We start from the raw sequence: 26,192 nt of genomic DNA, 5'->3' as shown, positions 1-26,192 counted from the left end.
CAAAATCAAAATTACATGCCAACAGAAATCATCACATTAAATGACTTGGAGAAATTTGGGACTGAACTGAAGGCAGACTTAAAAAAAATGCTTTCAAACCTAAACGGGCAACCAACCAAGAAATGGCTGAAATCCCATGAGGTCAGAAAACTTTTGGATATTTCCCCTGGAACCCTTCAGCACCTGCGGGTGAACGGTACTATGCCATTCACCAAGATCGGAGGAGTGATTTACTACGATCATGAGGATATAGTAAAGCTATTTGAAAATAATAAGCGAGTCAATAAATTTCCCCATGATGGAATATAGGAATGCCGACATGGAAGATAAGTCAAACTTGGGATATGGGACTGAAGTCCCTCCTCTCCTTGAATATGTTAAAATCATGTGTGCCCAACAGGATATTCCAGAAAAAGATGCCATTGCATTTTTTACTCATTTCCAGGAAAATGGTTGGCAAACATTTAAACTCGGTTATAAATTGATTTTATATCGCCTGCCGTGGGCTACTCAAATTCTCTGGTGGATTTTGAAGGAAAATCCCAGAGAATTTCGAGTTTCTATTTTCTATACGGCAATGAATGATTGTGTTTTCCCGAACTGTTCTGGGGCAAGGAAATTCAGGTAGGAGTGTTTCCTTTTTCTATTGTACCAGATTTCGATGAATTCAAAGAGTTCCATTTGTGTATGATAGATAGTCAATTCTGGAATATGATAAATAAGCTCTGATTTGATTATTTTGAAGAAGTTTTCAGCTACTGCATTATCCCAACAAATTCCTTTTCTGCTCATACTCTGGTGGATTTTATAGATTATAAGCAGATTTCTGAATTCTTAATTTTCCTGTCAAACAAATCCATGATAATGGTCAGATAAATCCATTCCTGCTTAGTTCTTACATAAGTGATGTCAGACACCTATTTTTCTCCAGGTCGGCTGGCGCTAAATTCCCTGTCAATCAAATTCTTCGTAGGAGGATATCCATGCTTCGAATCTGTGGGCGACACCTTGAATTTCTTACAGATAATGCTACGCAGGCCCAGCAGTTTCATCAGGCTGGCTACCCTGGGTCGGAAAACAAGCATTCCCCGATCCTTGAGTTCTATCCTCATTTTGGGACTCCCCAGGCGAGATTTGGTCTGTTTATGCAGTTCTTGAATAGCTGCTTTCAAAACCTGATTCTCTAAGGCCCTTTTAGTAGGTTTTCTGCTTAGCCAGACATAATAGACACTTCTTGATACACATAAAACTTTACACATGTTCTCAACAGCAAATTCCGATTGGTATTCATGAACCTGAATATTTGTTGTCGCTCTTGGAAAAGATGATTACAGCCTTTTTTAAGATATCTCGTTCGATCTTCGCTTCTTTTAGTGCCTACCTTAATTCGGCTATTCGCGTTGTTCAGCAATCAAAACCGGTTTTCCATTGCCTGTGAAACTGGACGCTCCAGTTAATGCAAATTCCCGGTTCCACCGCCTGACCATATCGCCAGGAACACCTAATTACCTGCCGATCTCAATGGAGGATTTACAGCTTTTCTGTAATTCAACTGCCATCAATTAAAAGCCCTGTCAAAAGTTCTTCTTGATCTGTCACTCATTGATTCAAAGTTAGGAGAGCTTAACTTCCTGACCAATCAAATGTAGCAGCTCCACCTAAGCCCATCTTTTCGCTTGGCCCCTAAAAAGACATCAAAAAAGTAGCTCCAGAATTAACCGGAGCTTCACTAGATGAGCTTCCGTACAACGAATCGCCTGAAGCCCTCTTTTCGCTAACGTGAATTGGCAAATAATCTTATAAATCATTTGATATTTAAGACACTACCTCGGTTGTGCGATCGTTCTTTTTCTAATATGGCGAATGAAGTCCGATCTTATTTCCTTCCGAGTCGTGGAAAATTGCAAAAAATCCACTCTCGTCTGCGTGGGGTGTTTTAGAAATAATAATCTTTCCTCCATTTCCTTCTACTCTATCAAGAATAGGTTGCAAGTTATCCCCACCATTCAGATAAATGGTAACCCCCTTGACAGAAGGTTCTAAACCTTCTTCTTTCATAATAACTCCTGTCACCATTTGGTTTTGGTATGGAAAAATGCCCATTTCCATTCCTTGGGACTCTAATTTTTCAATTTCTATGCCTAAAGTTCCTTTGTAAAAGTTTATGGCTCTCGAAATATCCGTTGCTGGAATCTCAAATATTGATATAAAACTATTCATGTTATTATCGTTCTTGATTGTTGATTCTTTAGTAAGATTTGAATTGGTAGCAGTTGTACCTTTGTTTTTGCAGGAGACATTTCCAAAAGTCAAAGCCATTATTGTTATAAATATTTTTCCTTTCATTTTATGTCCGTTGTAGATGAAGTAAAATTACAAGTAGGTAGTCGCTAGAAATTGTAAAAATGCGACACCATTAAACTATTTATAGAAAAGGGCGGAAAGAACTAAGTTTTCGTGATTAATAAATTCTTTGGGGTTTGTACCTGTAAATTTTTTAAAGTCCTTTATGAAGTGTGCTTGGTCGAAATATTCACTTTCATAGGCAACATTGGTAAGATCTTCTGATTTCTTGTCAAGCAAAATTTTTAAAGCGGTTTGAAACCGAATAACCTTTCCCAATTGTTTAGGACTTACCCCAATTTGCTTTTTGAAGTTCCTTTCTAATTGTCTTCGTTTTGAGAAGTTCTCTTTTAGGATTGAGTTTATTGAGGCACTACCGTTTGTGGATAAGAGTGAGTCAACGGTGTTTTTTACAATTGTATTTATCGTCTTTTGGTCATTAAACCTATCCAAAAGAAATTTTTCGATAATACTTATGCGTTCTTCAGTATCCTTCGCTTTTATTATTTTTTGCTCCAAATCATTTGCGATTTCTCCTCCGAAAAGTTGGTTTATAGACGTTTCCTTATTAGCCAAATTGCTGATTGGTACAGAGACAAAATTTGCAAATCCATAAGGGTAAAAACGGACAGCAAATGTTTTGACAATCCCTGTGGGCTCAATGTAAAACGGTTCAATTGTTTGGCCAAGCACCATTGCCCGAGGTTGAAGTATAAATTCATTTTCAGAAGTGTATCGTTTTATGTCGGCTCCAAGAATAAACGCAATTTCAATACAACCATCAGGTACAATTCGTTGTTTTTGCGGTTCAGACTGTTTAGGTAATTCCAAAGTCCAATAGCAACTAACAAGTGATTTTAGGTCAGCATGTGGTTCAAATGTTTGATAGTCCATTTATCTTTAGGTTGTTTTTTCTGAGTACGGACTAACGGCATCCAAAACTCTTAAAAATCAGCAGTTTTTAGTGCTAGATCGTCTTCTATGAGACCGAATTTATCGATTTGATTCTTTTATTTCTTAACTAATCCCCACTTTCTTCCTGATCTGAAAAGAGATAACCTTCCTGATTGAGAGATGGAGTTTCTTTTACCACCATGTCCCAAAGGGTCACCGCCAATTTTCGTACTGTGGCGCTGGTGGCAGAGACTCGGCCTTTTCTAAAACTAATTCTTTGGAACAAGTCCCCCAGAGGAGTTGATTCCTTTAAGTTTTCGATAGCATTAGAAGCGTTTCAGAATGGGATTTTTAGTCTATTGCTTCCTTAAAGTACTTTGCTGAACAGGAGTTTCCCTCCGCTGATACTGGGATAAGTGCTAATCAAAACGCCAGGAAAAAAAGTCCCCTGGCGGTTTTGAACTTTTTGATTCCATCTGGCCCGACTTCGCTCATCAGAGATAGTACGGTTGAGAATCTCATTCCTTTTATCTCCAACAGCCCTGGCCCTTCAAAGAGTTAAAAGACTTTCATATTGATGCAGTCAAGTTCAATTGGAATGGTTAGAATTTCCTATCTATGTGTATTCCACCCACAATGGTTTCTGGGTGGAATTTGCCTACACTCCTCCCATAAATTGTTGTTGACTGGAGAAAGATTAAAATGATTTATGATCATTTTTTTAATGCATTGGCTTACTATCCCTACTGGAAAGATTATTTTGAATAGACTTCAACTTAAGTGCATTTAAAACGATTATAATTTTTAATTGGGGAATTGACGAAAAAGAAGTAGAAGATAGAAGATTATTAGTGTTTACCTTTTTTAGGTTCAGATGACTAAGTAGCAGAAACAGATAAAAAATCAACTACTGCTATGAAGACAATATCTTTTAGAAAAACACTATTCCTGAATGGCGCTATCGTCTTAATTCCTATATTTTTTTCACAGGCACAAGTCAAGGAACGTGTAGTAAACCAAGCTAAGGAATCTACAGCAAGCAAGGCAGAGCGAACTGTTGACCAAACCATCGAATCGGTGGGTGATGGTATCATCAACGGAGTGAAAGGAGTATTCAAGAAAAAAGACAAAAAGGAAAAAGGCTCCAAGAATGAGATCGGAGGAGATTCCACTGTGATGGAAGATGGTTTCTCGGATTGGTCTCAAGGATAACTCCAGCCCGAATCATTCCAGTGGCCAGGACACTCCCAGCCTATCCAAATACACGAAGTTTTCATTTATCCAAGGAGAAGAAATAGTTGTCTTTGATGATTTTAAGCAAGACAACGTAGGTGATCTCCCTGCCTCCTGGATTACAACAGGTGCTGCCGAAGTGGTCAATTTTGAAGGATTGGAAGAGGAATTGGGTTTGGTTCAATAAAACCAAAGGCAATTTTGTCCCTGAGTATTTGAACGATTTTCCTGAAAATTTCACTTTAGAATTTGATCTGATGTACGATTTTGCATTTGGTACTTTCAGCGGAAGCAGAAGAATCATGCTAGTTTTCTCAGATATTGCCAACCCGGAAGCAAAGCTTGACTGGGATGGAGGTGGGGATTATTTCAACCTTCAAAAATTGTCAGATAATTACCTTGGTGTTGAATTTTCTGGCAATAGCCATGACGGAGGACCTTACATAACTGGTAAAAAAGCGGTTCACACTGAAAAAGGATTGAATTTCAGTAACTCTTTTAATGCCGGTAACCTGATAAATGCAGAAGAGGCTAATAAGCCGATACACATTTCCATTTCCAGAATGGGAAGAAGAGTCCAGGTATTTGCCAATGAGGAGAAAGTCTTGGACCTTACTGCTGCTTTTCAAAAAGATGTGAACCTAACCAGTGCCCGATTCTTTGTCAACAATGCGACGGATGCTGACAACTATTACCTAAGCAACATTCGCTATGCGGTAGGTCAACCGGATTCCCGCAGCAAACTCCTGGAAAGTGGCAACTACAGCACTTCCGCCATCACATTTAACTTCGGTTCGGCTGAGATTAAACCTGAGTCTTATGCCATCCTAAAGGAGATAGCCGAAGCCCTAAACGCTGAACCAACTAAATCAGTATCCATAATCGGCCATACAGATAGTGATGGCTCCGCAGAACTGAACCAGCGACTATCTGAGGAACGTGCAGCTGCTGTAATGCATGCCTTGCAAACCGAATTTGCTGTAAATAACGCCATTGAGACCTCCGGTAAAGGGGCTTCAGTTCCCATCGCTGAAAACGACACCCCTACTGGAAAAGCGAATAACAGAAGGGTGGAATTTATCCTGAATTAATTCTGATCCAAAGCTTTTTGGCAGGTGCCTAGACCATAATTATCTTGACAATCTGAAATCCATTTTTATAATAAAACATATCATACACAATGAAACGACACTATTTCCATCTTCCGGCCTTAAGCTTGATAGCCGTCCTTTTACTTTCCAATTGCAAGGAAAAAGAAGAGCCGGCAACGGACTTCTCACAATTTGTCCTAGGTGAATGGACTCTAGCAGCAAGCAATTTTATAAACGATGAGGTCATCGATGAATGCAATTTCCAAACTACCTACACTTTTGGCAGCGATGGAAATCTAAACATCAATCCGGTTGCCACAGCCTATGATGAAAACAACAACCCCTACTGTACTGCTCCGATAAATGATGGGCATGGATTTGATTTAAATTACAGCATCAGTGGGAATCGGATGGAAAGTGAACTAGGAAATGCTACGCTATTGAAATCTTCCGTGACAAGCCTTAAGCTAACTTTCGAGAATGACGATCTTGGGATAGTTGAGTTGACCCGATAGAATACCTATTTACTCAATTCAATTTCAATAAAAGATTTTGGGATTGCTTGAAAAATTCTTTATACAAGAGAGAAAAAATGTCATTTAATATAAAGCATATTTAATCTTAGCTCCCCAGACTTCTATCTGAATTTTGTTAGAATCAATTAAATCCGAATATATTAGTGATATTTTTTTTAATCAACTTATATGATCACACAAATTCACAAGCTGCTTTGCGGTCTGATACTGTTTTTCCATACCATCCCTCTATCTGCGCAAAACCTATCGCAAGATACAGTGCATTACCTCAAGCTATATGAGGAAGGAATGGATTATTATATCAAAGGCGATCACGGTAAAGCAAAGCAATATGTTATAAAGTTAAGTGAGTTGGCTTATAAAAACGACTGGGAGAATAAATGGGTCGAACACATGATTGAAATCAGCAGTTTTGAGCTCTATGATGGAGATTTTGAAAAGGCACTGCAAATATTAGATTCTCTAGTTAAGCTATCTGAAGAAGGGAAAATCCGAAAAGAAATCAATAAATTCCAAATATATGACTGGTATTCCGGTTTTCTTGCCAATGACGGAGATATAGAGACCTCCCAAGTATTTCTGACCAAAGCTCAAGAACTTATCCCTAAACTTCCGGCCCAAATGCAGAATACTTCAATGCAGAAGCTAGAAAATGGCCGGGCTCTGAATTTTTATAAATTCGGGGATTTGAGAAGAGCTAAAGCATCCTTTTTACGATCCATTGACTTACTCCACAAAGCATATTTGGATGGGGTCTATTCTGAAAAAGACGAATATGAGTTTACCAAAGTAATTCTTTATAAGAATATCGCAAATAATGAAATCTTAGCCGGAGAATTTGCAAATGCCAAATTGTACTTAGATTCTGCCCTTCTGACCTTTTCAAAATTAACCGATCCATATTACCAAAATTCACCAATGGCAGCCGCAATCAATAATTCCTTTGGAGATTATTATAAGGGATTGGGAGATTTTGAGCTAGCGGAGAAGGCAATGAAAAATAGAATAGAAGAATTGGAGAAATATGAAAAAAGAGTCAATCTCCAAATGAGAATAGAGGCAAGACAAAATTTGGCAAACTTATATTTCAAAAACGGCATCTACGATCTTGCCAAGTCTAATTATGAGATAAGTTTAAAGTACCTGAAAGACCTTAAAACATCAGAACCTTCTAAGTATCGGTATTTATGGAAAATCATTGATTTTTATCAAAATACTAATGAAGACAGTCTGAGTAATCATTTGCTATCAAGAGTCGATTTTGAAACTGATCCCATACGTCTCTACTATAGTGGTGCTGAAACTTCAATTGTATCTATGTATGCACTCAAAGCCAATTCATTGGCGAAGGTATCATCGGTAGATGAGGGATGGAATGAGTCCAATTTTTTAGATTTTAACCGAAAGGCCTTAAGTATATCCAATCAAATAGGCATGCTGAACCAAGCAGGACTAAGCAATTCATTAACAGAGCCCACAAAACTTGCGCTTGACTCCTACATTGCAAATTTATACCGGCTGTACAAGCGCAATCCGGAAGTGAATACCCTTATTGAGGCCTTAAATGTGATTGAGTTTTCAAATAATAAGAACTATAATGATCAATTAATTACAGGTCATTTGGCGAGAAACAATCCTGATTCCAGCCTTGTGAATGAGAAAAAAAAATTGCAGCGAAAACTGGACGAGTTGGAGAAAAACATTGCTTCAGGGGTAGGTGATATCCTTGTGGATTCCATTGTAAAAGTATCTTATCGGTTAGAGAAAATAAATGATCAGTTAATCGAAGCGATTCCTGAAATACAATCAATGGCAGAGTTTCGAGTCAATGAAGATATCCTTAAAGGAATAAATCTAGCTGAAGATCAGCAAGCGTTTCTCTTTTATTATTCGGAAAGTACACTCTATATTTTATCAAGGTCAGGAAAGGAAAATGACTGGAATTGGGCAGGTGTTCCGACACAAAATCTAGATGGACTGATTGAAACCTCAAACACCGCTTTTCGTGAAATTTCAGATTCGGGCTGGCAGCAAGCAGGCAAACAACTTTTTCAAATTCTATTAAAAGGTCGGATTTCTCCAGGATCCAAAAGGCTGGTGATTTACCCACATGGAAATATTGGACTGATTCCTTTTGCTGCTTTAATCGATGTAAATGGCAACTATCTGGTGGAAAATTATTCCATCTCTATCAAGAATAGGTTTGAGAAGAAAGATAAAAGCTCATTCAGGCCTAAAAAGCCTACTGAAATTCTGGCATTTGCTCCATATTTTGAAAATTCGCAGCAGCAGTTCCAACGAAATTTATATGGCTATCTAGGTGGGACCAGACAGGAAGTAGCTGGAATCTCAAGGTATTTCAAAACCAAGCTATACGAAGGACTCTCTGCTACTAAGCAAAATTTCATAAGGGAAAGCAAGAACAATAAATTTATCCATTTAGCCACACATGCCTTTGCGGAACCTAATGTTATGTTCTCAAAAATTATATTTTCAGGTGACGGCAATGAAGATGTACACAGCCTATTTGGTTATGAAATTGCAGGTTTAAATTGGGACGTTGAGATGCTGATTTTAAGCGCATGTCAAACCGGATATGGTAGATTCCAACTCGGTGAAGGCATTTCAAGTCTTGCCAAATTATTTTCTGATGCAGGCGCCAAAAGCTTACTATTCACGCTTTGGAAAGTAGATGATTACGCCAGCGCTGAACTAATGACTCTTTATTACAGCTATCTAGAAGCTGGCTTGGAAAAAGACCTTGCGCTGCAGGCTGCACAGAAATCCTACTTGCAAAACAATGAGGAAGCTAAAAACATGCCATTTTTCTGGGCAGGATTTGTCGTAAGCGGTGAGGTTACGCCAGTGTATAGAAGCAGTTTGCCTTTCAATGCACTTCTAGTTGGTTTAGTTATTATCGGATTGCTTATAGTGATCTTAGTAAGGAAAAAAATTGCTAGGACTCGCAAGACAATCAGACACTAACTTCGGTCTGCTGGAACTAAAAGCCAACAAGTTAAGTCAATCGCTAATTTAATCGTAAGGTTACCAATAGCTATTCTGATAGGATTGGAAAGAGAATTATCAAAGAGAATAAATAGACATGTTGAAGAGAAGACACTCCTCATTACGCATGTAAATGGTGGCGGAAGTTATTTAAAAATTCCCCAGCCCCTTAAAAAGCATTGGGGAATTTTGATTCTACTTGATTCTCACTCTATTTATCCAAAACAAGCAGAATTCTCTCCACCTCATCCATCTTATATCCGCTGCTTTTTCTGAGCCGGATCATCTCTTCTTTACCCCTTAGGGTATCACCTTTTACAAGATAAGCAAGTGCCATGTACCATTTGGCCTGATCCCGAAGCTGGGTGCCGTCGCTATATATATAATTGTCAAAATAATGGATTGCGCTATCGTATTGGCCAAGTTCAAACTTGGTGATTCCTTTATAGAACTGAACATAATCGGTCTGATATGGGAGAATCCTGGTAAACAGACTATCAGAAAGACTGTAATTTTTGCTTTCATACGCTATGAATGAGGCTTTCTCCAAATCCTCCGGATTCAACTCTTCTCCACGAGTGATCGGTGAAACTACGTTGGGATATGCAGTGTAATACGAAAGAAAAGAATCCGTAGCAGGCGCGGAGGAAGTGGTATCAGAAAGGTTTAGGATAAGGACAGTGGCGGCAACCAATAACACTATTCCTGCTGCAACCTTCCATAGGTATGGTTTGGCCTGTATTTTCCGAACTTTTTGGCTGCTTACCAACCCCTCCTCTACTCCGCCTAAAAAAGCTTTGATCTCAGAATGTTTATTTCGGATTATCGCTTCCCGGGTCGCCTGCTGCAACTCAAATTCTTCCCTGAATTCAGCATCGGAGCGAAGCAATTCTTCCAAAATGAGTTTTTCATCTGCTGTCAGGCTGCCTTTAATGAAACGGTCCAGCAATTCGTTGCTTTCCATCAGTAATCAAATTTTTTGTGTTTGAACGACTCCTTGAGTGACTTCATACAGCGTGATTTATGGCTTTTCACCACGTCTGGATGATTGTAATCCATAAGTTGCTGGATCTCCTTCATGCTTTTGTTTTCGTAGTAATAGTACTCGAGGATTTTCCTGCACTTCTCCCCTAGCTTAGCGAGTGACTTTCCCAGGAAGGACACCTTTGGATCCGGTTCTTCGATGAAAAGTTTGGCTTCTTCATACAATCCCGCAGACCACTCCTGGTCTTCCTTTAATTCCAAGCCAGGTTGCTCTCGTTTCAATCGGGTAAAGAGCATAAATTTCCCCATTGAGAACAGGTAAGTTTTAATGCTGCTTTTTTCAAGTTCCAACTTTCCGCTCACCGCCCTGTCAAATAAGGCGATGCTTACATCCTGATAGATGTCCTGCAAAAGCTCTTCTCCCTGATGATACCTTTTGGCAAACTGGAGGAATGGCTCCCTATACAACTTATACACTTCTGCCAGAGCTGATTTATCACCAGACTTAAGTCGCTCTATAAGAATATCACGCATTTACCCTTAGTCTTAAAAATTGGAATAAGGTAAACATATCCTTTTTTTCTTTATTGACAACTAGTTAGTTGACCAATCTATAAAAAGAAGCCTTACTTTCTGGCAAGTAGTTACTTAGCTCTATTTTTCAGCTTTTCTTCCTTAGGAATAATACCAGTCGCTTTTCTAGCTATGCAGAAGAGTCTGTATCAGTGATAATTATCAGATATACAGCCAGTTTAGAAATTTGTAATACTTTTCTGTTTACCATTTTCCTCCCACCCAGACTAAGACATAGCAAACAAAATCAACAGCTATGAACAGATACTCAATTTCTAAAATTTTCCTGCTAGCCTTCTCACTATTTTTTCTGGGAAATGCAGGGGAATGCCAAATCCTGAAAAAAATCCGGGAACAGATGGCCGTGAAACCTAACTCCGAATCCGCTGAATCAGACGGGGAAAATGCATTAGGTGGAATCGACCTTACTGGCATGATGGGGCAGACAAAAGATTTCAAAGCCCCCTCCGCTTACAATTTTGACTTTCAGGTCACCATGGAAATGCAGATGGAAAAAGGAAAGTCCATGAATCAGGTATGGAAGTACAACATCGCAGAAAGTTACTTTGGAATAGAAATGTCCAATATGCTGATCATCTATGACCTGGACAGTGATGTAATGGTGACACTCAATCCCAAAGATAAAACTTACACAGCCATGTCTACGGCTATGATGGGAATGTTTGGTAATGCTGCTGATGCAGCCGATGATGCCAGTATACCTGAAATGAGAAAGACCAATGAGACCAAATCTATCCTGGGCTACACCGCTACCAAGTACATCATGGAGGATGAAAACCTAAAAGGTGAGTTCTGGATGGCTCCTGATGTGGAGTTTGACCAGTCAGCCTTTGCCAAATCATTGAGTTCTTACTCTAAAAACCCAGTGCCTTTACCTGAGAAAATGCAGGGATTCATGATGGAAATGACTGCTTTTGACAAAAAAGGAAAAGTGACCTCAACAATGAAAGTGGTGCAACTCGGAGAGATAGATCAGATGATCAATATGTCTGACTATAAAAATGGAATGACATTCTAATATATCTTGGCTATGAAACCTAAAAATTTCATTTTCACCTTACTTATACTGGCGCTGGCATCTTCCTGCAGCTCTACCACCACAGAATCAGAAGCAGGAAAACAGCTCCATTTAAAGACAGTGGTTTCTTCCTGCCTGAAGGATTATTCTGAAGAAAATAAAGGAAAATTTTTTACAGAAACGTTGATCCAAGATCTGGCAAATGGCAATGAGATCACAGCCGACCATTATGAGCCAGCCCATCTTTACAAATTTTACTGGAAAGAAAAAGGCGTAGACCATTTCATAGGATTTGAAGAAATGCAGACAGCCAAAGAGTTGAGCATTCTTAAAGACAAGGGACACAGCCAAAGCTCCACACCCCTAATCGACTATGTAAAAATGACCTACCGGGACAAAACCCCAGAAGAACAAACCAGGCTGAACAAGCTATTAGATGAGCAACTGGATAAATCCGAAGATCCAAACGTCCTCCGGCACCTCAAATAAAGCTCTCCAAAAAAAAGGGATGGGGATGGAAACTATGGCCTATGTCCCATTGGATTCCAAGGCAGATTATGCGGTGTACAACAGAAAAAGCTTTAGTCTCTACATGGTCTTGGGAGATGTGCTCATCACCTTAAGTGCACAGGTGGGACCCTACGGATCTGTAAACGAATCCCTAAGCATTGAACTTGCAAGGAAACTTGCGGATAAAGTCGCTGAATTATGCATTTGATCGTATTGATAATCCTGTACATTCCGATTTTTCTATTCCAAAATGAGCAGTTAAAGAAATTTCCAATTGGTACAGATACTGACCGTCAACAAACACACCTAGTGTATTTGGAGATTGGTGAACGGGTAGTTTTTGACTCTATGGAAATGGCAAACGCCACGCTTTCCCACTATCCTAACCAGCACATATTTAGCATCATGGACAATGAAGGTCAACATATCTCACTGACCTTTGCAGGCAAGGATATTTCTTCAAGAAAGCCCATGGAGTTGAAATTTGACCATCCTGGTTTATTCCATGGATATAGTGAGAATGGCGATGTGTTTTTTATTGCTTTTGGAAAACTCGACCAAGAGCGGGATCCAAGACAGATCAAGTACGATCTTTCCTTTCCCTCAGATATCATGGAAGGCAGATTAACAGTCATCAACTGGACTCCAGAAGAATTTGAATTTGCGTTCGAAGGCAAACTGGGGAAAAGCGATGCCGTCGATAAACCGGAGAGTTGGCAACCATTTTCAGGCTATGTGAAAGCGCAAAACTATCAGGAATTCCACCTGTAGGTTTATGCTTGCCGTTTACTGATTAAACAAAAACTTCAAAACAGCCACCATAACGCTATTAATATCATTATTCATTTACATCAAACACATCAACTATGAAAACGTTTATTCGAATTATCGCTGTGGCTTGGTTCACCTTTATTCTGGTCGAATCCAATGCCCAAACTGTCAAAGGAGCCATTTCGGTCGGGAAAAAATCTGAATTGAAACTGGAAACCCGATCCGACAACATGATAGATATTTTTATTGACTTCCGAAAAGAAAGGTATCCCATCTTATTTTCTTTTCAGGGAGAGGACATCAAATCAAAAGAGGGCAAAGAAATCATATTCTTCGAGTTTATTACAGAGGTATATCACAATGGCAAATTGATGGGCAAGACCTCCCGAAATCCAATGCCATACATCCCCGGGGACATGATTATAGGCACGGAAGGATTTGATTTCATCTCCCTGCTATCTTACAATGAAAAAAGCCGTGCTTCTCTAAAGGAAACGCCAGGAAAGCTTGCGCCGGGTAGCTATCAGGTGAAGCTCCTTGCCCGTCCCTTGGAAGCCAAGGGGCAGATCAAGCCTGCCACATTTTCATTCAACATCCAATAGACATGCTATGAAGACTAATTTAATTAATCGGATTCTATTATTTACTGGCATGTCATTACTGGCTTTTGCCTGCGCCGGATCATCCGAAGATCAAGCCTTAGAAAAAGTTGCCAAAGAGCTGGGTATGGACAAGGAGAAATTGAAGAACAAGTCCTTCTATTCCTTTGAAATTACAGGAGGCACACTAAACGGGCAGACATTCACCACGCCTGTATATGCTCAGGGAGGAATTGATAGCCGATGGAATGAGAACACAGAAATAAGTGCCACCACCATAGGTTTTGTAGATCCTCCACAAGGCAATAGTACGTTTAGGATGATTTGGGAAGGTGACAAAATTAGTCCTCTAAAGCCAGAAGAAAATCCATTTGGGGAGAATTCCTATATAGAACTGAAGGTGGAGAAAAATGATAAGAAATATACCTTCTTATCCAATGGCGGTTCTTATCAAGTAGTTTCAAAAAACAAGAAAGCCTGGGTGGACCAGATCACTAAGAAAGAGTATCCAATTTTAGATATCGAGGCTGAGTTTGAAGGCGATTTTACTGAAACTAACTCAGGAGAAAAAGTGAAAATCAAGGGCTGGGTAAAGGGTTTTGATCCTCGCTAAGTGATCTTTCTTTCGCCCTTTTCTCCGAATATCTAAACCAAATCAGGCAATCAAATCTATGCTGTAGCTGAGCAACCAGCTGCAATAGAGATTCCTTTGCCCATTACCTAACACCTACTCCCTATGAAATATTATATCAAAACCTTTTTGCTGTCCACTCTTGTAATTCTATTTGGGAACAACTTTCTCAGAGCCCAGACTTTCCCGGTTCAGGCAACAGGAATATTTACCTTAAACGACGGTAATGAACTGAGGATATTACAGAATCTTACTTCTACACAAATCAACGGAATATTGGCCAATGCCAAAAAAGAAAAGTTGGCAGATTTTAGTGGGAGTTACAATAAGGACACAGGGAAGGTACTTGCCAAGATGACGTATTGTGACGGCAATAAAGAGCAATTAACTTTTTTTTTCACCAGGGGCGATGCGAATGTTTCAGAAATTTATTTTGGAACTGCCCCTGATGACAGAAAAGCCATAGGAAACCGAAAAGGAAGAAGCAGGCCAACACTTGCATTTCAATGTGCCGAAGGAACAGCCAATATTCAGGAGCCTTTCTTGGGAAAAGGATCCTGGACCGGGCCCTGGAAGACACATCTAGGAATGATCAGATTAATCCATATCAATGATATCGCTACAGGCAACGTATTCGTGGTGGGAGATTTTAAAGATACCGGAGTCATCCAACTGATTGATTTTGATGGCAATGAAGTAGAAGGAGAATTTACATCCCATACCCAGGGCGACGGTTATTTCAAAATCACCCGGGTCAGCGAAACCAAGTTTGAAGGTACATATAGATGGGGAATGCAGAGCGAGTGGACTAAGTGGGGAGGAGAGCGCAAAGACGCCAAACTCCCCCTATTGACTTCCGAAGGTGCTCAGCTCTTGGTCAATCGACTATTGACAGAATACTAACCAAGCTCAACTTTAACTTAAAAAAATCATGAGAAAACACATTTATATACCCCTATTTCTACTCTTTTTGGCAGGATGGGCACAGGCTCAGAATTACACAGGTGTATGGAACGCCGCTATGGTGAATGACAAAACGAAAGTGGATACGAACATTGAGTATCATCTCACACAAAATGGCAATACTGTCACAGGAGAAATTATCCACAAGAAGGAAAACATGAAGGCTATAGTCACAGGAACACTTGCCAATGGTGAGGTGAACGGCACCTTAAAGTATGATAAAAACCAGTGGGCATCTCTGGATCAAAAGTTCAGGATTTTCACCAGGCCCACTGACAATGCAACTATTTTTATGCATGAGAGTACAAAAGGTGCACGGTATTTCGGAGGTCCCCTCTTCAAAAACCAAGCCCTCACCAATCAGCAAGCTAGTAAAGCTCAGGCTGCAACTTCACTACAAAAAGGCGCATTTTCTTCAGGAAGTGGTACGGTAGTGCAGCAGTCAACTGCTAAACCTAAAGTGGGCGTAGCAATGGCAACCACACCCACGAAGACAGCCAGAAATATTGGCGGATATTATCGTATAGAAGGAATGAGTGATGCTAATGGAACCAAGAGAAATCTCTATGTAAATGTAAAAAACTTCCCAGATCCCAAAGACAGAAGTAAAGCGTATGGCGAAGCGTTAATTATGGGAGAAGCGTATGGTATTGGATCAGCTCAGAAAAAACTGTTTGGTTATGAAACCAACGGAGATGATATCACAGTCATGTTTGACACGATCTATGAATTGAATAAAAAGAACACCATGGCAAATGGGCGGGTTGAAGGAATCTATCTGATAGCACCAAAACAAGGCTACAAAATGATCAAAATCAGTCAGGCAGAAGCAGAGCGGGAGAGTAAAAAGCTGAGTGCTACAGTGAAGGTGAGGGTGGATTATAAGTTTATTTATCTGGCTTCATCCCTTTATTGGGATAAGTCATTTTTAAACTACAACCTAACAGACAAAGGCTCAATGGCATTGTACGGGACGGGAAGTATCCGTGTTTATAAGGAAACTTCCTCTAACACTACAGAGCTTAAAGCTATCAATAATGCTTCAGCACGAATTTTTGATACTCCAAAATCAAGAGCTGCAAGCAAGCCTAACCTTTCTTATTTTGATAAAAGCAAAAATCGTTCTTGGGGAGGTTTAAACTATCATTTCTTTGGCTTCTATAGTTTTGCTAAAGACGCAGATTTCCCCAACCCCCCAGGGGGTGATAAACACACAAGAGGTGCTATATTTCCTGTTAATCGTTATCTTGAATTTGAAGTGAGTCGTGCCGCTTTGGAGGGTAAAACAGAACGCATAGCAATTAATGGACATGCGCACCTTTCAAATGCTCTTCCTTTTGGGGATGCTAATTTCGGGAATATGCATCGTAGAGTTTATCTTCATGAATTGACTGATCAGAGTAAACTTACTGAGGAGGAAAAAAAATTCAATAGAAAATTAGAAGGAAAAGGGCATCCTCATGCAGGATCATTAGTAAGTCCGCCTTACTATTTTTTTGCAATCAAAAAGGATCAACAATTTTCTACTCCAGCAGTAATGATCGCTTTTACTGTGGAAATTATTGAATAGAAAATGATAGAAACTAAAAGAAACACCTAATCTGTTAAAGATGAATCTTCTAACCAAAATTCTGATTCATTTCTTCAGCATTATAGGCTCAATGACAGTCGGGTTTACCCAAGACATAGACCTTACCACCTATGACACTGAAGAAGGAGGGCTGTATTTTGATCAGGTGTTGATTTACTCCTATTCAGATCATACCGGTCAATCAGCAGACGTGTGGATCTATTACAGTACCTGTAGCGGACGCTTTCTCTTCGACCATGCGGCATGGGGAAGGGAAGATGAGATGATCCACTATGTAATTGCCCAGCCTGATGGCAGTTACCTGACCTTCGGCACAGAAGCCGAAGGGCCAGGCAACGGCAAGACCGTCACTGTGGACTCCGTATATCTGGAACCCAAAGAGCAACTTACTGCCATCCCTGCCATGAATGAATACCTAGAATTTATAGCAATCCCTGAGTCTGACCAAGTACTTGCAGGATTGGAGAGCAAAGCCTTTGAAATCAGGAAATCCAAAGACCCAAGTGGGTTCGAAAAGATTCACCTAGCTAAAGTGGACTTTGATGCAAGGCTTATCTATGCTTTCAACCAACAGGCTCAAGAACTTCGTCTTCCTGAATTGTTCAGCAATGGACTTTCAGTTGGCACCGATCAGCTCATCACACAAATTGAATCTTCCTACACTGATTCAAACGGAAAACAGTATTGGAGCAAGCTAATACTCAAGTCAATTGACCCAGCTACCTACTGGGCGCCTTTTAGAGAATACACAGTTCAACTTAAGGTTGGGGAAAAAATACTGGAGAAACCTTTGGCTGAATCCCTTATTTTAGTCCAACCGTGTTATTAACAAATAGTTGCGAGTACAAGATTAAACTTGGATATTTGAGGTTTATGTAGATAAGTTTCCAATTCAAGCCTATTTTATAGTCAATTTTACTAACGTCTGAGTTTTTGGCTTCCGACGGATTTTTAATTACACGTAAATTGATCTGTCAAAGCCCAAAATATTCCTATCTATCCACATTTTGTTTTCGGGAGCAATTGGCTTTCAACCTCGCCCCAGTCATCCATCAGCACAGAATGTCTTAATCCCAGACATAACCATATATTTTGATTGTGCTTTTCCAAACCTGATAATGCTAAAGACAATGGGAGAAAATTCTGAGGGCTGGATTTAATAGTGTCTGAATAATCAATAAAAAATCAGTTCAGAGGTTTGTGGCTATGAAAAATAATCCTCAGTGTGTAGAGTTTAATGCAGAAAAAGTATTCTGGAAATTCTATGGTATGAATTGAATAACCAAATAGTTCCACAATGCTTCCTTAAAAACAAAATGCATTTTATCGTCTAAATACAAACTATTTAACGTCACGAAACTCAAGTACTAATTACATACAGAAATCTTTAAAAAAAATTGATAATCAATCACTTAAAATCATTACTTTTTACTAAATTAAACATTCAAATGTGAGACTAGCCACTATGAAAACCCTACCATCTCCTACCTACTTATTCATTAGTGAGTTTGATGTGAAACAACACTTAAAAAGTCTATATCCAATAGCTAGGGTTCAGGTCTACGGCGAAAGGCTTGATGAAAAACCACTTCATACCCTTTACATTAAATTTTTTGAGCGTTCGACTAACCTTCTCAACGACTATGAGAACTCAATAAGAACTATAGTTAAACAGTATTTCGCTAAGGCCCTTGCTTTTGAATCTGAATGGATCAACTGAAATAACCATTCGTACCTACTTACTCTTCAATTTATTAATATTGAAAAATCACTGTACCCTATGGGAAAATATATCTTTACTACAACTGTAGGATGATATGAGCTTTAGTGTTAATAAAAAAAGCTGCCTAGATTCCTAAACAGCCTTTCCAATCAACCATCAACCAAATCATTTTATCTTAATACTTAATCCTTGAAGAGTCTGCCATCCCTCATGGTCTGTCAGGCGAATTAGGAAATGGTAATCACCAAGATCTATATCTGAAGGGATTTCTATTTCAGCGATCCCGACATATTCTTTTCGCCCGTCAGGAATGGTATAAGTCTGAATCAACAAAAGTGGATTTTCCGGCATCTTAATCGCATCCTCATTACAGCTGCTCACCTCTGTGCTGTGGGTGTGGTGATCAAAATTGTGATGAATATCCAGACTATAACTTCCCAACTCAATATTGTCTGAGAAATAGGCCTTGAACTGCAAAGTTGATCCTCGGTCAATCACACTGCATTGCAAAGGAAATGAGTCACCTTCTATAAGAATCTTCGGGTATTCTGTATCGATAAGGGGCTTTTCATCTTCCCCACAAGAAGCCATATAAACTTCCCATCATCAAGAACATTAGACAATTTTTCATTTTAATTTCTTTAGTTTTTTATCTTCAACTAGTCAAAATAGGAATGTGTTGGCCATCCTTATTTAAATGCCAGTCATGTTTATGTCTAAATAAAAATGGAGGTTTAAGTTATAGGTGGTATTTGTATAAACCACACCAAAATAATACTCACCGTTTGACCAAGAATTATCTCCTGAAGTCAAATCACTCTGTGGATTATTGTTGTCCACCGGAGCTCCAATAGTAAATTCTGGAGCTGGACGTATACCATCATATAGAATATTACTGAAGGAATAAACATCCACTTCATCTTGATGTTTAAAAGTATCGTATACTACTACTTTAGAAAAATCAATATTCTCAACTGACTCTGGCTTGTGGTTTTGGCCTTTCTTGATCAGCAAAAGATACAGTTCGCCGTCTCCTTTTACATTATTGATATTAATACTGGAAGTCAGGACTTCACCTTTTGAAAATTCAACTCCTTCTGGTCTCTCAAGCAACTCATTGACGTAATGAAAATCTCCTTGATCAGTCATAATCATCCAGATATATAGCATAGGATCAACTTCTAGATTGGCAGGGTCTATTATATGCAAATCGTAAGACTTTTCTAACATGGTTCCATTTTCATCAGTAACGATGATAATGAAGTCATATTTTCCTTCCACGGCCTCTTTAGGTACATCGAAGTGCTGATGTACAGTGATATTTTTGGCACCTTTGAATTGTTCCCAAGTCAGCTCAAAACTCCAGACTGAGGCATAGGTTTCTCCATCTTTGGGCTCAATCCTAATTTGTATTACATCGATTTTATCTCCGGCCAGCACATCCATTTCAAGGTGAAAATCTCTCCCGATTATGGCCCTTCTGTTATCGGCAGCACCGATTTCAATGTTTTCTATAGTTGGCGAAGGCAAGACAGGCTTTGGATCATCCTCACAAGCAGAGAAAATCAGCACTGAAAAAAGTAGTAATAAATAATTGTTGGTTAGTCTTTTCATGGTTAGGTTAGAGTATTTAAAACTGATAGTTAAGTGAAATGCTGATATTCCTACCTGCCTCTGGCAAATTGATCAGACGATAGAAACTCGTGTGATTCAGGTATCGGGTATTGAAGAGATTCTGGATTTGAAGGTCGGTCAGAATTCGTTGCCCAAGTATTGTAATAGAAGTCCCTGCCCTTAAATTCACTAACTGATAACCTGGTGTGATTTTCTCAGGAGGAACAATATTTACCTGTTTGGCAGTAGCTCTGAAATCAACAGCGAAATATGGATTTTTAAAAAAACCTTGAGCCAACGGCTTGTAAGTGACATTAATAATCCCTGATGGAGGCGGTGAAAACGGCAATGTAAATCCTTGCTTCTGTCCGGACATCTGCTCGCTATAAACATATTCTCCGAGTAATTCAAAACTCCAATTCGAATTCAATTGATAGTTCGCGCTGAATTCTGCACCATACCTCAATACCTTTGCTTGGGTGTAGGTAAACACTTGATTTCCGGCACCATAGAGCACATCCATTTCGGCAGTAGGATTGAGATAAATGTAATTCGAGAAAAAATTCACAAATGGACTAAAAGAAAGTAGCAAATTTTCCCTTTTTAACTCACCTCCCAAATCCAGCTGAAGAGAGCGTTCTGGGTCTAGATTAATATTACCACGTTCGTATCGAAAATAATGGTAATTCACCCCATTGGCAGCTAACTCCTTGGCAATAGGCATTCGGAAACTAGTCCCAACATTTGCCTTTAACACCAGATCTCCTGGATTATAATTCACTCCTACTGACCAAACCAGATTATTGAATTTTCGCTGAAACTCCCCTGCCCTCACCAAGTAATCCGCTTGAGTTGCCTGGGAAGCGTCTTCAACACTGGGAAACCAATCCGGGTATTCCTCCACATGGATCTGACTGTGATCAAAGCGAAGAGCAGCAGTCAATTGCCAAAGTGGCGTCAATCTGAACTTATCGATTGCAAAAATTCCATAGCTAAATTGCTGAAATGCCGGGATCAAAAAGCCCCATCCGCCTATATCATTGTGTTGGTATTCGCCACTGGTACCGAATTCCAGTTCATGCCGGACTAGAAAAAGTTCGTCTTTCAGGGTTACAGAAAACACCTCTTTATCAAATGCCCTTTCAAGGGTGGATGGGTAAGGAAACTCAGATGGAAAAATCGCAGGCATATAACCATGGTTGACATACTGGCTCCATTCCTTCCGATCATTTCTCTGATAGCCGAAATCCAATTGAAGGAAGTTATTCCCAGTCGTATAGGTAGATTTATTGATCACTTTGGTATGGGTCACTTCCTGAAAAGGCAGTAAAATATCCCGATTGGAGCGATCATGAAGTTCCGTATCCACTTGTCTTGGTTCAAGACCATGGGCATTGGCAAAGAAACCTGCTTTGGTACTTACTCTACTGAACCCTAAAGAATTGCGGATATTCTTTCCCAGATATCCTACCCTAGCTGAGAAATCGAGTTCTTTTCCAGCCGAATTTCTGACCTGTCCCTCGTGTAATGCCACCCCGAAATCATAAACAAACACTGAATCTGAGGGAACTCTAAAATCACCATAATCAGCTACAGTCAGTCTACCTTCGGCAAACCAGTTGTTTTTTCTGTAAAATAGATTGGAAGAACCTCCAAACCAGGCATTATTAGATCGGGTACCTAGCTCGAGAGCCCCCCCAAAACCATCTTCTGCAGCAGGTAGCTTTTCACGGATATCAATCACTCCTCCTATGGCATCAGAACCATACTTAAATGAAGCAGGGCCTTTGATGATGAAGATCTGATCTGCCGCAAATTGATCCACCTCAAGTCCATGATCGGCTCCCCACTGTTGGCCCTCATGTTTGAGACCGTTTTCCACTACAATGACCTGATTGAATCCCAGTCCACGGATCAAAGGTTTAGAGGCTCCAGAACCTATCCCGATCATACCTACTTCCTGGGATCCTTTCTAGAGATTTCATCAAGCTCCCGCTTCGGTTTTCACGGATAAAATCTTTCCCGACTAATTCAATGCTGTTTGATTGCTCCTTTCGAATTATTTCTGCCCGGTCAATAACCACCACTTCCTCCAATTCCTGAGTTTTAGGCATAGTGTCAGGTAGAAAATAAAACATGGCCTCAAAACTAAAGGAATGAATATTTGGACCAGCCATATTTTCAGAGAAAACTATCAGAGAAAATGCTGTTGCTACTCCAGGTAATAAAAGACCAGAAAAAAGAAATATAAGACGGATCATCAACGGTTAAATGCAATATTATTGCAAATATAGAATCAAAATTACATGAAACAATGTTGCATTTAATAAAATTGAAAAAAATGCAAAACCCTTTAATTCTCACAGGAATAGCCTTTTTTAAAATATTTCATTAAAAAAAATCTCAAAAACTTAAATGCAATACTATTGCACTTAAAGATTAATCTACCATATTTGCAATACTGTTGCATGTAAATTTATGAATGGGAAATACCATAGCCAGAAGAAAAATTCTCAAAATTATTAGCCTTGCTAAGCATCCCATTAATTATTCTGGGATCAAAAATCAAGTGGGGAATTCAGTAAGTAGAGTGACTATTTACCGGATGTTACTTTTAGACTGGAAAAAGAAAGTTTGATTTATCGATTTCCAGATTTAAACGGGGATTTCAGACACTCAATTTGCTTTAAATCCAATGGGGTACTTACTAACAACCACTTTCAATGTATGGAATGTAATACTATTTACACTTTGAAACCCAAGCCTATTGAGGTACCTATCCCTGATGACTATTTAGTTCATACAGTACAGGTATTGACTGCTGGAATTGTTTCCCGAATGCAAGATTATTTATGAACACTAAATCAAATCTATAACAAACAAAAAGTAAGAGCACAATGAATAAACTTAAACACGCTTTAATAGTCCCAATTTTCGGGACTCCGCACTTTCTCCTGCCAGGATGATGAGGATGTAAACTTTGATGCACCTGTAATCTCTGGATTTGAATACGGGGAAGGTGGAACCCACGAAACAGACGGAACAGCTTTTAGAGGATCAGATCTCCATATAGAGGCTGAAATTCTAGCAGAAGCTACCGTAGCATCAATCACGGTTACCATTCATGGCCATGACCTAGAAGTCGGAGAAGGCGAAGAGGAATGGGATTATTCTCATACTTACATAGATGAAAAATATTTGGTAAAAAACCCCTCATTTCACGAACATATTGACATTCCTGCCACAGCACCTGCTGGAGAATACCATGTGACTATTGAAGTCACTGATAAAGCAGGAAAAACCACAGAGACTGAAGGGCATTTGGAAGTCATGTCACCAGTGACTATCAATGACTTTGAGATGGACGAAACGGTGGCTAGAGGCACTGATTTCCATGTAGAATTTATGATCAATGCTGTGAATGGGATCCATCAAATCACTGTTGACGTCCATGCCCATGGAATTACACCAGGTGCTGGTGAAGTCGAATGGGATTTTGGGGAAATCTTATGAAGAGGGATATCATGGTCTTACAGAAGCTGAATTCCACGAGCACATCGATGTACCGGCTAACGCTCCAACGGGTGAATACCACGTTATTTTTACTATAGAAGACGAAGATGGTAACATAACAGCTGTCGAAACTCATATTAATGTAACTGCTAGTTAATTTAAAGTTACTTAATTCAAAAAACCAGACTGCTCTATAGCTGTCTGGTTTTTTTATTCTTAGACAAATACTCAGTTTGAAATCTTCTGTGTCATTGTAACCCTACAAGCTAGCTGCAAAACTTTTTCACCACTTTCATATGGTTTTTCCAGAATTCTTAACTACCTGACCAAGCTTGCCCCATACCTTCCTTGTAAGCGTTGATATGTTGAGTAATAGTAGCAGTTTCTCTTTTTTAGCTCTGCACTTGAAATTATGAAACCGGTAGGAGCCCCATAATTTTGTACCATTTTAGCATTGGAGTCTAATCCCTTTAATTTTATAAATGAGTGCATGGTAGGGCCATATGATCAAAGGTGTATTCCTATATGGCAGAAAAAGGAAAATCACTAGTAGCATAACCTGAATAATTTGGTGCTATTAAGTGAAATTCACCCCCCAGTTGGTTAACAACTTTTCTGTAATAATGTGAGGACGATGGGTCGCTATTATAGAGGCTAAACATTGAGCCTAAAGCAATGGTGACCCCAAAGTCAAAAGTATTGATTTTGGATAAAGTTCTCTTCCCTGAGATTCGGAGCAGAAATACCATCGCCAGATAACCCAATATTGTTAATAATCCAGTTCTTATTGTACTTTCCCAATTTCCAAAAATTAAAGTTTCCATATTAATATTTGTCTAATTTGTCTGAACGCTTTCACCACTAAGTAAGCAAACCCAATGCGCGAGATGTTAAAGTAAAGAATTGAGGCCACTTCGGGCTACGGGCACTTCTATTGAGCGTAATCGTAGTATTCCAACCTGAAAAGCACACAACCTAAGGTTGCTTGCATCTTTGCGAACGATCATACGATCAATTTTTAAAAATCTAATTTATCTAGCAAAGGATCCTTAAATCCAAAATTATTTTAGTAATAATTAATAAATTAACATATAGAATTACCGAACAACAAAATACATCATAACATTCTATAAATCAACTGTTTACAAACATAAAAAGACTTAAATTAATTAATTTATTGCACTTTAATATTACTTTTAAGCATTTTAAATAGCAATATATGTTTTATATTTCTAAGACACTCAATACGTATAAACACGTATTTTTTTAAAGTCATATCTATTATTTAATCGCTATATATGATTTTATTCCTTGTTGTACAGATTCGCCATGGATTTAAAAACAGAAATCTATTCTTTGTCTTTTAATTAAGTGTATTATACTGGTTATCGGTTGGATTCCTCTTCTGAACAGAAACCTGGCAAATGGAAAATACACCTTCCAAAATTTTGAATTAACATGGTTCTCCTATAATCCAAGCCAATTTCATCCTTTAAACCCATAACAACTTTTATTATCCTAATTTACTTAACTCTAAAATGCATAATGATATACTCAGAGAGGAACTAATAGACAAGTACGACTTATTAGATAGTCCCAGTGAAATTCAATTTGATAGACTTACGGAGGGGATAACTAAGGAAATTGGCTGTTTTGGGGCAACAATTTCTATTGTTTCCCGAAATAGGGTTTGGTTTAAATCCAAATATGGAATTCTTAGAGATGAGACAAATTCATCTTCTTCATTATCCAGGGAACTGGTTATAAGTCAAAATCCATTTTTTAACATTGAAAACTTTGGTGCCGATGCCAGGTATAAAGACCATTACAACCATACCTCTTTGTTGTATAAGTTTTTTGCCGCAGCGCCTATAGAGCTAGAGCCTGGCATACGTGTAGGTGCACTCTGCATTTTTGACTTTGTTCCAAAGAAGTTGACATCAGAGCAGCTTTCCTATTTACAGAACAAGGCGAATCACATAGCCGAACTGCTTAAAAGCGGTAAAGGAAAGTTTAATAAACTTTCCTTTACCCATAGTTCAGAAGAAGAACTTTTTGTAAAAAAAACTTCCGGAAGAGCTGATTTTGGTGGGTTTTACGCTGATGCAACCACCAATACTCTTAGATGGAATCCCAGCACAAACTTCCTACTGAACCTCAGTTTCCAGGATGGTCACCACAATTTAACGACCTCATCAATCCGGATTTTACCACTCCTTTAAGGGCTAATAACGATGTCTTTAAGCTCTTCAAAGAAATTCAGGTGTTAATTAGAAACAAAGAGATAACCCAATACTCCCACCTGTATACCCTCAATTTTGGTTTACCAAGGAATAGGTATATCCATATGATTTATCATAGAAGTGAAAATGATATTTATGTAGTATTTAAAAATGAAAGTAACTTATTGGAAGTTGTCTCAGGCAAATCTACAGTCGACAATTTTCCTTATGAATCTGAATCACTTTCAGAAATTGGAGGATGGGAATATGACCTAGTCACAAAAAATATCTTCATGTCTAGAAAAGCGGCCACAGGTACTGTCAATACCGTGGCTACAGGAATTCCCACTTGATTC

31 protein-coding genes are annotated in these 26,192 nt (G+C 39.0%); 19 read left to right on the top strand and 12 right to left on the bottom strand.

All coding sequences use genetic code 11. The features are described 5' to 3' along the window. Positions 1 to 15: 15 nt before the first annotated feature. Positions 16 to 309 (top strand): helix-turn-helix domain-containing protein, encoded by a 294-nt coding sequence (locus AC0L6R_RS25060; protein WP_473269942.1) that lies wholly within the window; start codon positions 16 to 18, stop codon positions 307 to 309. A 258-nt stretch (positions 310 to 567) separates the two neighbouring features. Here the strand turns inward: AC0L6R_RS25060 and AC0L6R_RS25055 are convergent, their stop codons facing one another. From AC0L6R_RS25055 to AC0L6R_RS25035, 5 genes are all read right to left on the bottom strand, one after another. Next, positions 568 to 804 carry an integrase core domain-containing protein gene (locus AC0L6R_RS25055; protein WP_473273663.1) on the bottom strand — a complete coding sequence of 79 codons (237 nt, stop codon included), beginning with the start codon at positions 802 to 804 and terminating at the stop codon, positions 568 to 570. Between the two features lie 113 nt (positions 805 to 917). Further along, positions 918 to 1,259, bottom strand: coding sequence for an IS3 family transposase (locus tag AC0L6R_RS25050; protein WP_473273631.1), 342 nt, complete (start codon positions 1,257 to 1,259; stop codon positions 918 to 920). Between the two features lie 592 nt (positions 1,260 to 1,851). Beyond that, positions 1,852 to 2,346 carry a VOC family protein gene (locus AC0L6R_RS25045; RefSeq protein ID WP_473273629.1) on the bottom strand — a complete coding sequence of 165 codons (495 nt, stop codon included), beginning with the start codon at positions 2,344 to 2,346 and terminating at the stop codon, positions 1,852 to 1,854. A gap of 75 nt (positions 2,347 to 2,421) precedes the next feature. Beyond that, positions 2,422 to 3,237: a DUF6597 domain-containing transcriptional factor gene (locus AC0L6R_RS25040; RefSeq protein ID WP_473273627.1), complete on the bottom strand. Its 816-nt coding sequence runs from the start codon at positions 3,235 to 3,237 to the stop codon at positions 2,422 to 2,424. A gap of 127 nt (positions 3,238 to 3,364) precedes the next feature. Then, on the bottom strand, positions 3,365 to 3,523 hold the full coding sequence (locus AC0L6R_RS25035; RefSeq protein ID WP_473273625.1) for a hypothetical protein: 159 nt from the start codon (positions 3,521 to 3,523) through the stop codon (positions 3,365 to 3,367). 629 nt (positions 3,524 to 4,152) lie between these two features. On the opposite strand from AC0L6R_RS25035, the gene AC0L6R_RS25030 reads away from it, so the two are divergent. The 5 genes from AC0L6R_RS25030 (at position 4,153) to AC0L6R_RS25010 (ending at position 9,082) form a co-directional block, all read left to right on the top strand. After that, positions 4,153 to 4,449 carry a hypothetical protein gene (locus AC0L6R_RS25030; RefSeq protein WP_473273623.1) on the top strand — a complete coding sequence of 99 codons (297 nt, stop codon included), beginning with the start codon at positions 4,153 to 4,155 and terminating at the stop codon, positions 4,447 to 4,449. After that, positions 4,421 to 4,657: a hypothetical protein gene (locus AC0L6R_RS25025; RefSeq protein WP_473273620.1), complete on the top strand. Its 237-nt coding sequence runs from the start codon at positions 4,421 to 4,423 to the stop codon at positions 4,655 to 4,657. The genes AC0L6R_RS25030 and AC0L6R_RS25025 overlap by 29 nt, the downstream gene beginning before the upstream one ends. After that, on the top strand, positions 4,620 to 5,561 hold the full coding sequence (locus AC0L6R_RS25020; RefSeq protein WP_473273619.1) for an OmpA family protein: 942 nt from the start codon (positions 4,620 to 4,622) through the stop codon (positions 5,559 to 5,561). The genes AC0L6R_RS25025 and AC0L6R_RS25020 overlap by 38 nt, the downstream gene beginning before the upstream one ends. 89 nt (positions 5,562 to 5,650) lie before the next feature. Beyond that, positions 5,651 to 6,076 carry a hypothetical protein gene (locus tag AC0L6R_RS25015; RefSeq protein ID WP_473273617.1) on the top strand — a complete coding sequence of 142 codons (426 nt, stop codon included), beginning with the start codon at positions 5,651 to 5,653 and terminating at the stop codon, positions 6,074 to 6,076. 189 nt (positions 6,077 to 6,265) lie between these two features. Continuing rightward, positions 6,266 to 9,082, top strand: a complete 2,817-nt coding sequence (locus AC0L6R_RS25010) for a CHAT domain-containing protein (protein ID WP_473273615.1) — start codon at positions 6,266 to 6,268, stop codon at positions 9,080 to 9,082. Positions 9,083 to 9,314: 232 nt separating this feature from the next. Here AC0L6R_RS25010 and AC0L6R_RS25005 read toward each other — a convergent pair whose 3' ends face one another. Both AC0L6R_RS25005 and AC0L6R_RS25000 read right to left on the bottom strand, forming a co-directional pair. Next, positions 9,315 to 10,067 (bottom strand): tetratricopeptide repeat protein, encoded by a 753-nt coding sequence (locus AC0L6R_RS25005; RefSeq protein ID WP_473273614.1) that lies wholly within the window; start codon positions 10,065 to 10,067, stop codon positions 9,315 to 9,317. Continuing rightward, complete coding sequence (locus AC0L6R_RS25000; protein ID WP_473273612.1) at positions 10,067 to 10,621, bottom strand: RNA polymerase sigma factor; 555 nt, start codon at positions 10,619 to 10,621, stop codon at positions 10,067 to 10,069. Before AC0L6R_RS25000 ends, AC0L6R_RS25005 begins: the two co-directional genes overlap by 1 nt. Positions 10,622 to 10,916: 295 nt before the next feature. Between AC0L6R_RS25000 and AC0L6R_RS24995 the strand changes: the two genes are divergently transcribed. From AC0L6R_RS24995 to AC0L6R_RS24955, 9 genes are all read left to right on the top strand, one after another. After that, positions 10,917 to 11,699, top strand: coding sequence for a DUF4412 domain-containing protein (locus AC0L6R_RS24995; RefSeq protein ID WP_473273610.1), 783 nt, complete (start codon positions 10,917 to 10,919; stop codon positions 11,697 to 11,699). A gap of 12 nt (positions 11,700 to 11,711) precedes the next feature. Next, positions 11,712 to 12,188 (top strand): hypothetical protein, encoded by a 477-nt coding sequence (locus tag AC0L6R_RS24990; protein WP_473273608.1) that lies wholly within the window; start codon positions 11,712 to 11,714, stop codon positions 12,186 to 12,188. Between the two features lie 25 nt (positions 12,189 to 12,213). Next, positions 12,214 to 12,417 (top strand): hypothetical protein, encoded by a 204-nt coding sequence (locus AC0L6R_RS24985; protein ID WP_473273605.1) that lies wholly within the window; start codon positions 12,214 to 12,216, stop codon positions 12,415 to 12,417. Then, positions 12,408 to 12,980: a hypothetical protein gene (locus tag AC0L6R_RS24980; RefSeq protein WP_473273603.1), complete on the top strand. Its 573-nt coding sequence runs from the start codon at positions 12,408 to 12,410 to the stop codon at positions 12,978 to 12,980. Before AC0L6R_RS24985 ends, AC0L6R_RS24980 begins: the two co-directional genes overlap by 10 nt. A gap of 95 nt (positions 12,981 to 13,075) precedes the next feature. Continuing rightward, a complete protein-coding gene (locus tag AC0L6R_RS24975; RefSeq protein WP_473273602.1) occupies positions 13,076 to 13,582 on the top strand; it encodes a hypothetical protein in 507 nt (168 codons plus the stop codon). Positions 13,583 to 13,589: 7 nt separating this feature from the next. After that, positions 13,590 to 14,192, top strand: a complete 603-nt coding sequence (locus tag AC0L6R_RS24970) for a hypothetical protein (RefSeq protein ID WP_473273601.1) — start codon at positions 13,590 to 13,592, stop codon at positions 14,190 to 14,192. Positions 14,193 to 14,315: 123 nt separating this feature from the next. Then, positions 14,316 to 15,113, top strand: a complete 798-nt coding sequence (locus AC0L6R_RS24965) for a hypothetical protein (protein WP_473273599.1) — start codon at positions 14,316 to 14,318, stop codon at positions 15,111 to 15,113. A gap of 28 nt (positions 15,114 to 15,141) precedes the next feature. Further along, complete coding sequence (locus AC0L6R_RS24960) at positions 15,142 to 16,743, top strand: hypothetical protein (protein ID WP_473273598.1); 1,602 nt, start codon at positions 15,142 to 15,144, stop codon at positions 16,741 to 16,743. 40 nt (positions 16,744 to 16,783) lie between these two features. Further along, positions 16,784 to 17,593, top strand: a complete 810-nt coding sequence (locus tag AC0L6R_RS24955) for a hypothetical protein (protein ID WP_473273596.1) — start codon at positions 16,784 to 16,786, stop codon at positions 17,591 to 17,593. A 1,059-nt stretch (positions 17,594 to 18,652) separates the two neighbouring features. On the opposite strand, the gene AC0L6R_RS24950 is transcribed toward AC0L6R_RS24955, so the two are convergent. The 4 genes from AC0L6R_RS24950 to AC0L6R_RS24935 all read right to left on the bottom strand — a co-directional run bounded on the left by AC0L6R_RS24950 (position 18,653) and on the right by AC0L6R_RS24935 (position 22,362). Beyond that, the gene (locus tag AC0L6R_RS24950; protein ID WP_473273595.1) at positions 18,653 to 19,078 is read right to left on the bottom strand and encodes a DUF4625 domain-containing protein; all 426 of its coding nucleotides are present in this window, start codon (positions 19,076 to 19,078) and stop codon (positions 18,653 to 18,655) included. A 102-nt stretch (positions 19,079 to 19,180) separates the two neighbouring features. Continuing rightward, complete coding sequence (locus AC0L6R_RS24945) at positions 19,181 to 20,101, bottom strand: DUF4625 domain-containing protein (protein ID WP_473273593.1); 921 nt, start codon at positions 20,099 to 20,101, stop codon at positions 19,181 to 19,183. Between the two features lie 16 nt (positions 20,102 to 20,117). After that, complete coding sequence (locus AC0L6R_RS24940; RefSeq protein WP_473273591.1) at positions 20,118 to 22,019, bottom strand: TonB-dependent receptor; 1,902 nt, start codon at positions 22,017 to 22,019, stop codon at positions 20,118 to 20,120. A 4-nt stretch (positions 22,020 to 22,023) separates the two neighbouring features. Next, the gene (locus AC0L6R_RS24935; protein ID WP_473273589.1) at positions 22,024 to 22,362 is read right to left on the bottom strand and encodes a hypothetical protein; all 339 of its coding nucleotides are present in this window, start codon (positions 22,360 to 22,362) and stop codon (positions 22,024 to 22,026) included. 733 nt (positions 22,363 to 23,095) lie between these two features. Here AC0L6R_RS24935 and AC0L6R_RS24930 point away from each other — a divergent pair. Continuing rightward, a complete protein-coding gene (locus tag AC0L6R_RS24930; protein ID WP_473273662.1) occupies positions 23,096 to 23,614 on the top strand; it encodes a DUF4625 domain-containing protein in 519 nt (172 codons plus the stop codon). Further along, complete coding sequence (locus tag AC0L6R_RS24925) at positions 23,580 to 23,771, top strand: DUF4625 domain-containing protein (protein WP_473273587.1); 192 nt, start codon at positions 23,580 to 23,582, stop codon at positions 23,769 to 23,771. The genes AC0L6R_RS24930 and AC0L6R_RS24925 overlap by 35 nt, the downstream gene beginning before the upstream one ends. Positions 23,772 to 24,135: 364 nt before the next feature. Here AC0L6R_RS24925 and AC0L6R_RS24920 read toward each other — a convergent pair whose 3' ends face one another. After that, positions 24,136 to 24,438 carry a hypothetical protein gene (locus tag AC0L6R_RS24920; protein WP_473273586.1) on the bottom strand — a complete coding sequence of 101 codons (303 nt, stop codon included), beginning with the start codon at positions 24,436 to 24,438 and terminating at the stop codon, positions 24,136 to 24,138. Between the two features lie 714 nt (positions 24,439 to 25,152). On the opposite strand from AC0L6R_RS24920, the gene AC0L6R_RS24915 reads away from it, so the two are divergent. Together AC0L6R_RS24915 and AC0L6R_RS24910 are read left to right on the top strand one after the other, a co-directional pair. After that, positions 25,153 to 25,836 carry a hypothetical protein gene (locus tag AC0L6R_RS24915; RefSeq protein ID WP_473273585.1) on the top strand — a complete coding sequence of 228 codons (684 nt, stop codon included), beginning with the start codon at positions 25,153 to 25,155 and terminating at the stop codon, positions 25,834 to 25,836. A gap of 125 nt (positions 25,837 to 25,961) precedes the next feature. After that, a complete protein-coding gene (locus tag AC0L6R_RS24910) occupies positions 25,962 to 26,189 on the top strand; it encodes a hypothetical protein (protein ID WP_473273584.1) in 228 nt (75 codons plus the stop codon). The last annotated feature ends 3 nt before the right edge of the window (positions 26,190 to 26,192 follow it).

This window comes from Algoriphagus sp. 10J20-15, assembly GCF_055809615.1.
The sequence above is the reverse complement of the archived record's forward strand: the minus strand, read 5'-3'. Positions and strand labels throughout refer to the sequence as shown.

What these genes read in the sequence shown, in the direction of transcription:
- AC0L6R_RS25060 (WP_473269942.1), top strand. Translation starts at nt 16, where the DNA reads ATGCCAACAGAAATCATCACATTAAATGACTTGGAGAAATTTGGGACT.
- AC0L6R_RS25050 (WP_473273631.1), bottom strand. Translation starts at nt 1,259, where the DNA reads ATGTGTAAAGTTTTATGTGTATCAAGAAGTGTCTATTATGTCTGGCTA.
- AC0L6R_RS25045 (WP_473273629.1), bottom strand. Translation starts at nt 2,346, where the DNA reads ATGAAAGGAAAAATATTTATAACAATAATGGCTTTGACTTTTGGAAAT.
- AC0L6R_RS25040 (WP_473273627.1), bottom strand. Translation starts at nt 3,237, where the DNA reads ATGGACTATCAAACATTTGAACCACATGCTGACCTAAAATCACTTGTT.
- AC0L6R_RS25030 (WP_473273623.1), top strand. Translation starts at nt 4,153, where the DNA reads ATGAAGACAATATCTTTTAGAAAAACACTATTCCTGAATGGCGCTATC.
- AC0L6R_RS25025 (WP_473273620.1), top strand. Translation starts at nt 4,421, where the DNA reads ATGGTTTCTCGGATTGGTCTCAAGGATAACTCCAGCCCGAATCATTCC.
- AC0L6R_RS25015 (WP_473273617.1), top strand. Translation starts at nt 5,651, where the DNA reads ATGAAACGACACTATTTCCATCTTCCGGCCTTAAGCTTGATAGCCGTC.
- AC0L6R_RS25010 (WP_473273615.1), top strand. Translation starts at nt 6,266, where the DNA reads ATGATCACACAAATTCACAAGCTGCTTTGCGGTCTGATACTGTTTTTC.
- AC0L6R_RS25005 (WP_473273614.1), bottom strand. Translation starts at nt 10,067, where the DNA reads ATGGAAAGCAACGAATTGCTGGACCGTTTCATTAAAGGCAGCCTGACA.
- AC0L6R_RS25000 (WP_473273612.1), bottom strand. Translation starts at nt 10,621, where the DNA reads ATGCGTGATATTCTTATAGAGCGACTTAAGTCTGGTGATAAATCAGCT.
- AC0L6R_RS24995 (WP_473273610.1), top strand. Translation starts at nt 10,917, where the DNA reads ATGAACAGATACTCAATTTCTAAAATTTTCCTGCTAGCCTTCTCACTA.
- AC0L6R_RS24990 (WP_473273608.1), top strand. Translation starts at nt 11,712, where the DNA reads ATGAAACCTAAAAATTTCATTTTCACCTTACTTATACTGGCGCTGGCA.
- AC0L6R_RS24985 (WP_473273605.1), top strand. Translation starts at nt 12,214, where the DNA reads ATGGAAACTATGGCCTATGTCCCATTGGATTCCAAGGCAGATTATGCG.
- AC0L6R_RS24980 (WP_473273603.1), top strand. Translation starts at nt 12,408, where the DNA reads ATGCATTTGATCGTATTGATAATCCTGTACATTCCGATTTTTCTATTC.
- AC0L6R_RS24975 (WP_473273602.1), top strand. Translation starts at nt 13,076, where the DNA reads ATGAAAACGTTTATTCGAATTATCGCTGTGGCTTGGTTCACCTTTATT.
- AC0L6R_RS24970 (WP_473273601.1), top strand. Translation starts at nt 13,590, where the DNA reads ATGAAGACTAATTTAATTAATCGGATTCTATTATTTACTGGCATGTCA.
- AC0L6R_RS24965 (WP_473273599.1), top strand. Translation starts at nt 14,316, where the DNA reads ATGAAATATTATATCAAAACCTTTTTGCTGTCCACTCTTGTAATTCTA.
- AC0L6R_RS24960 (WP_473273598.1), top strand. Translation starts at nt 15,142, where the DNA reads ATGAGAAAACACATTTATATACCCCTATTTCTACTCTTTTTGGCAGGA.
- AC0L6R_RS24955 (WP_473273596.1), top strand. Translation starts at nt 16,784, where the DNA reads ATGAATCTTCTAACCAAAATTCTGATTCATTTCTTCAGCATTATAGGC.
- AC0L6R_RS24950 (WP_473273595.1), bottom strand. Translation starts at nt 19,078, where the DNA reads ATGGCTTCTTGTGGGGAAGATGAAAAGCCCCTTATCGATACAGAATAC.
- AC0L6R_RS24945 (WP_473273593.1), bottom strand. Translation starts at nt 20,101, where the DNA reads ATGAAAAGACTAACCAACAATTATTTATTACTACTTTTTTCAGTGCTG.
- AC0L6R_RS24935 (WP_473273589.1), bottom strand. Translation starts at nt 22,362, where the DNA reads ATGATCCGTCTTATATTTCTTTTTTCTGGTCTTTTATTACCTGGAGTA.
- AC0L6R_RS24920 (WP_473273586.1), bottom strand. Translation starts at nt 24,438, where the DNA reads ATGGAAACTTTAATTTTTGGAAATTGGGAAAGTACAATAAGAACTGGA.
- AC0L6R_RS24915 (WP_473273585.1), top strand. Translation starts at nt 25,153, where the DNA reads ATGCATAATGATATACTCAGAGAGGAACTAATAGACAAGTACGACTTA.
- AC0L6R_RS24910 (WP_473273584.1), top strand. Translation starts at nt 25,962, where the DNA reads ATGATTTATCATAGAAGTGAAAATGATATTTATGTAGTATTTAAAAAT.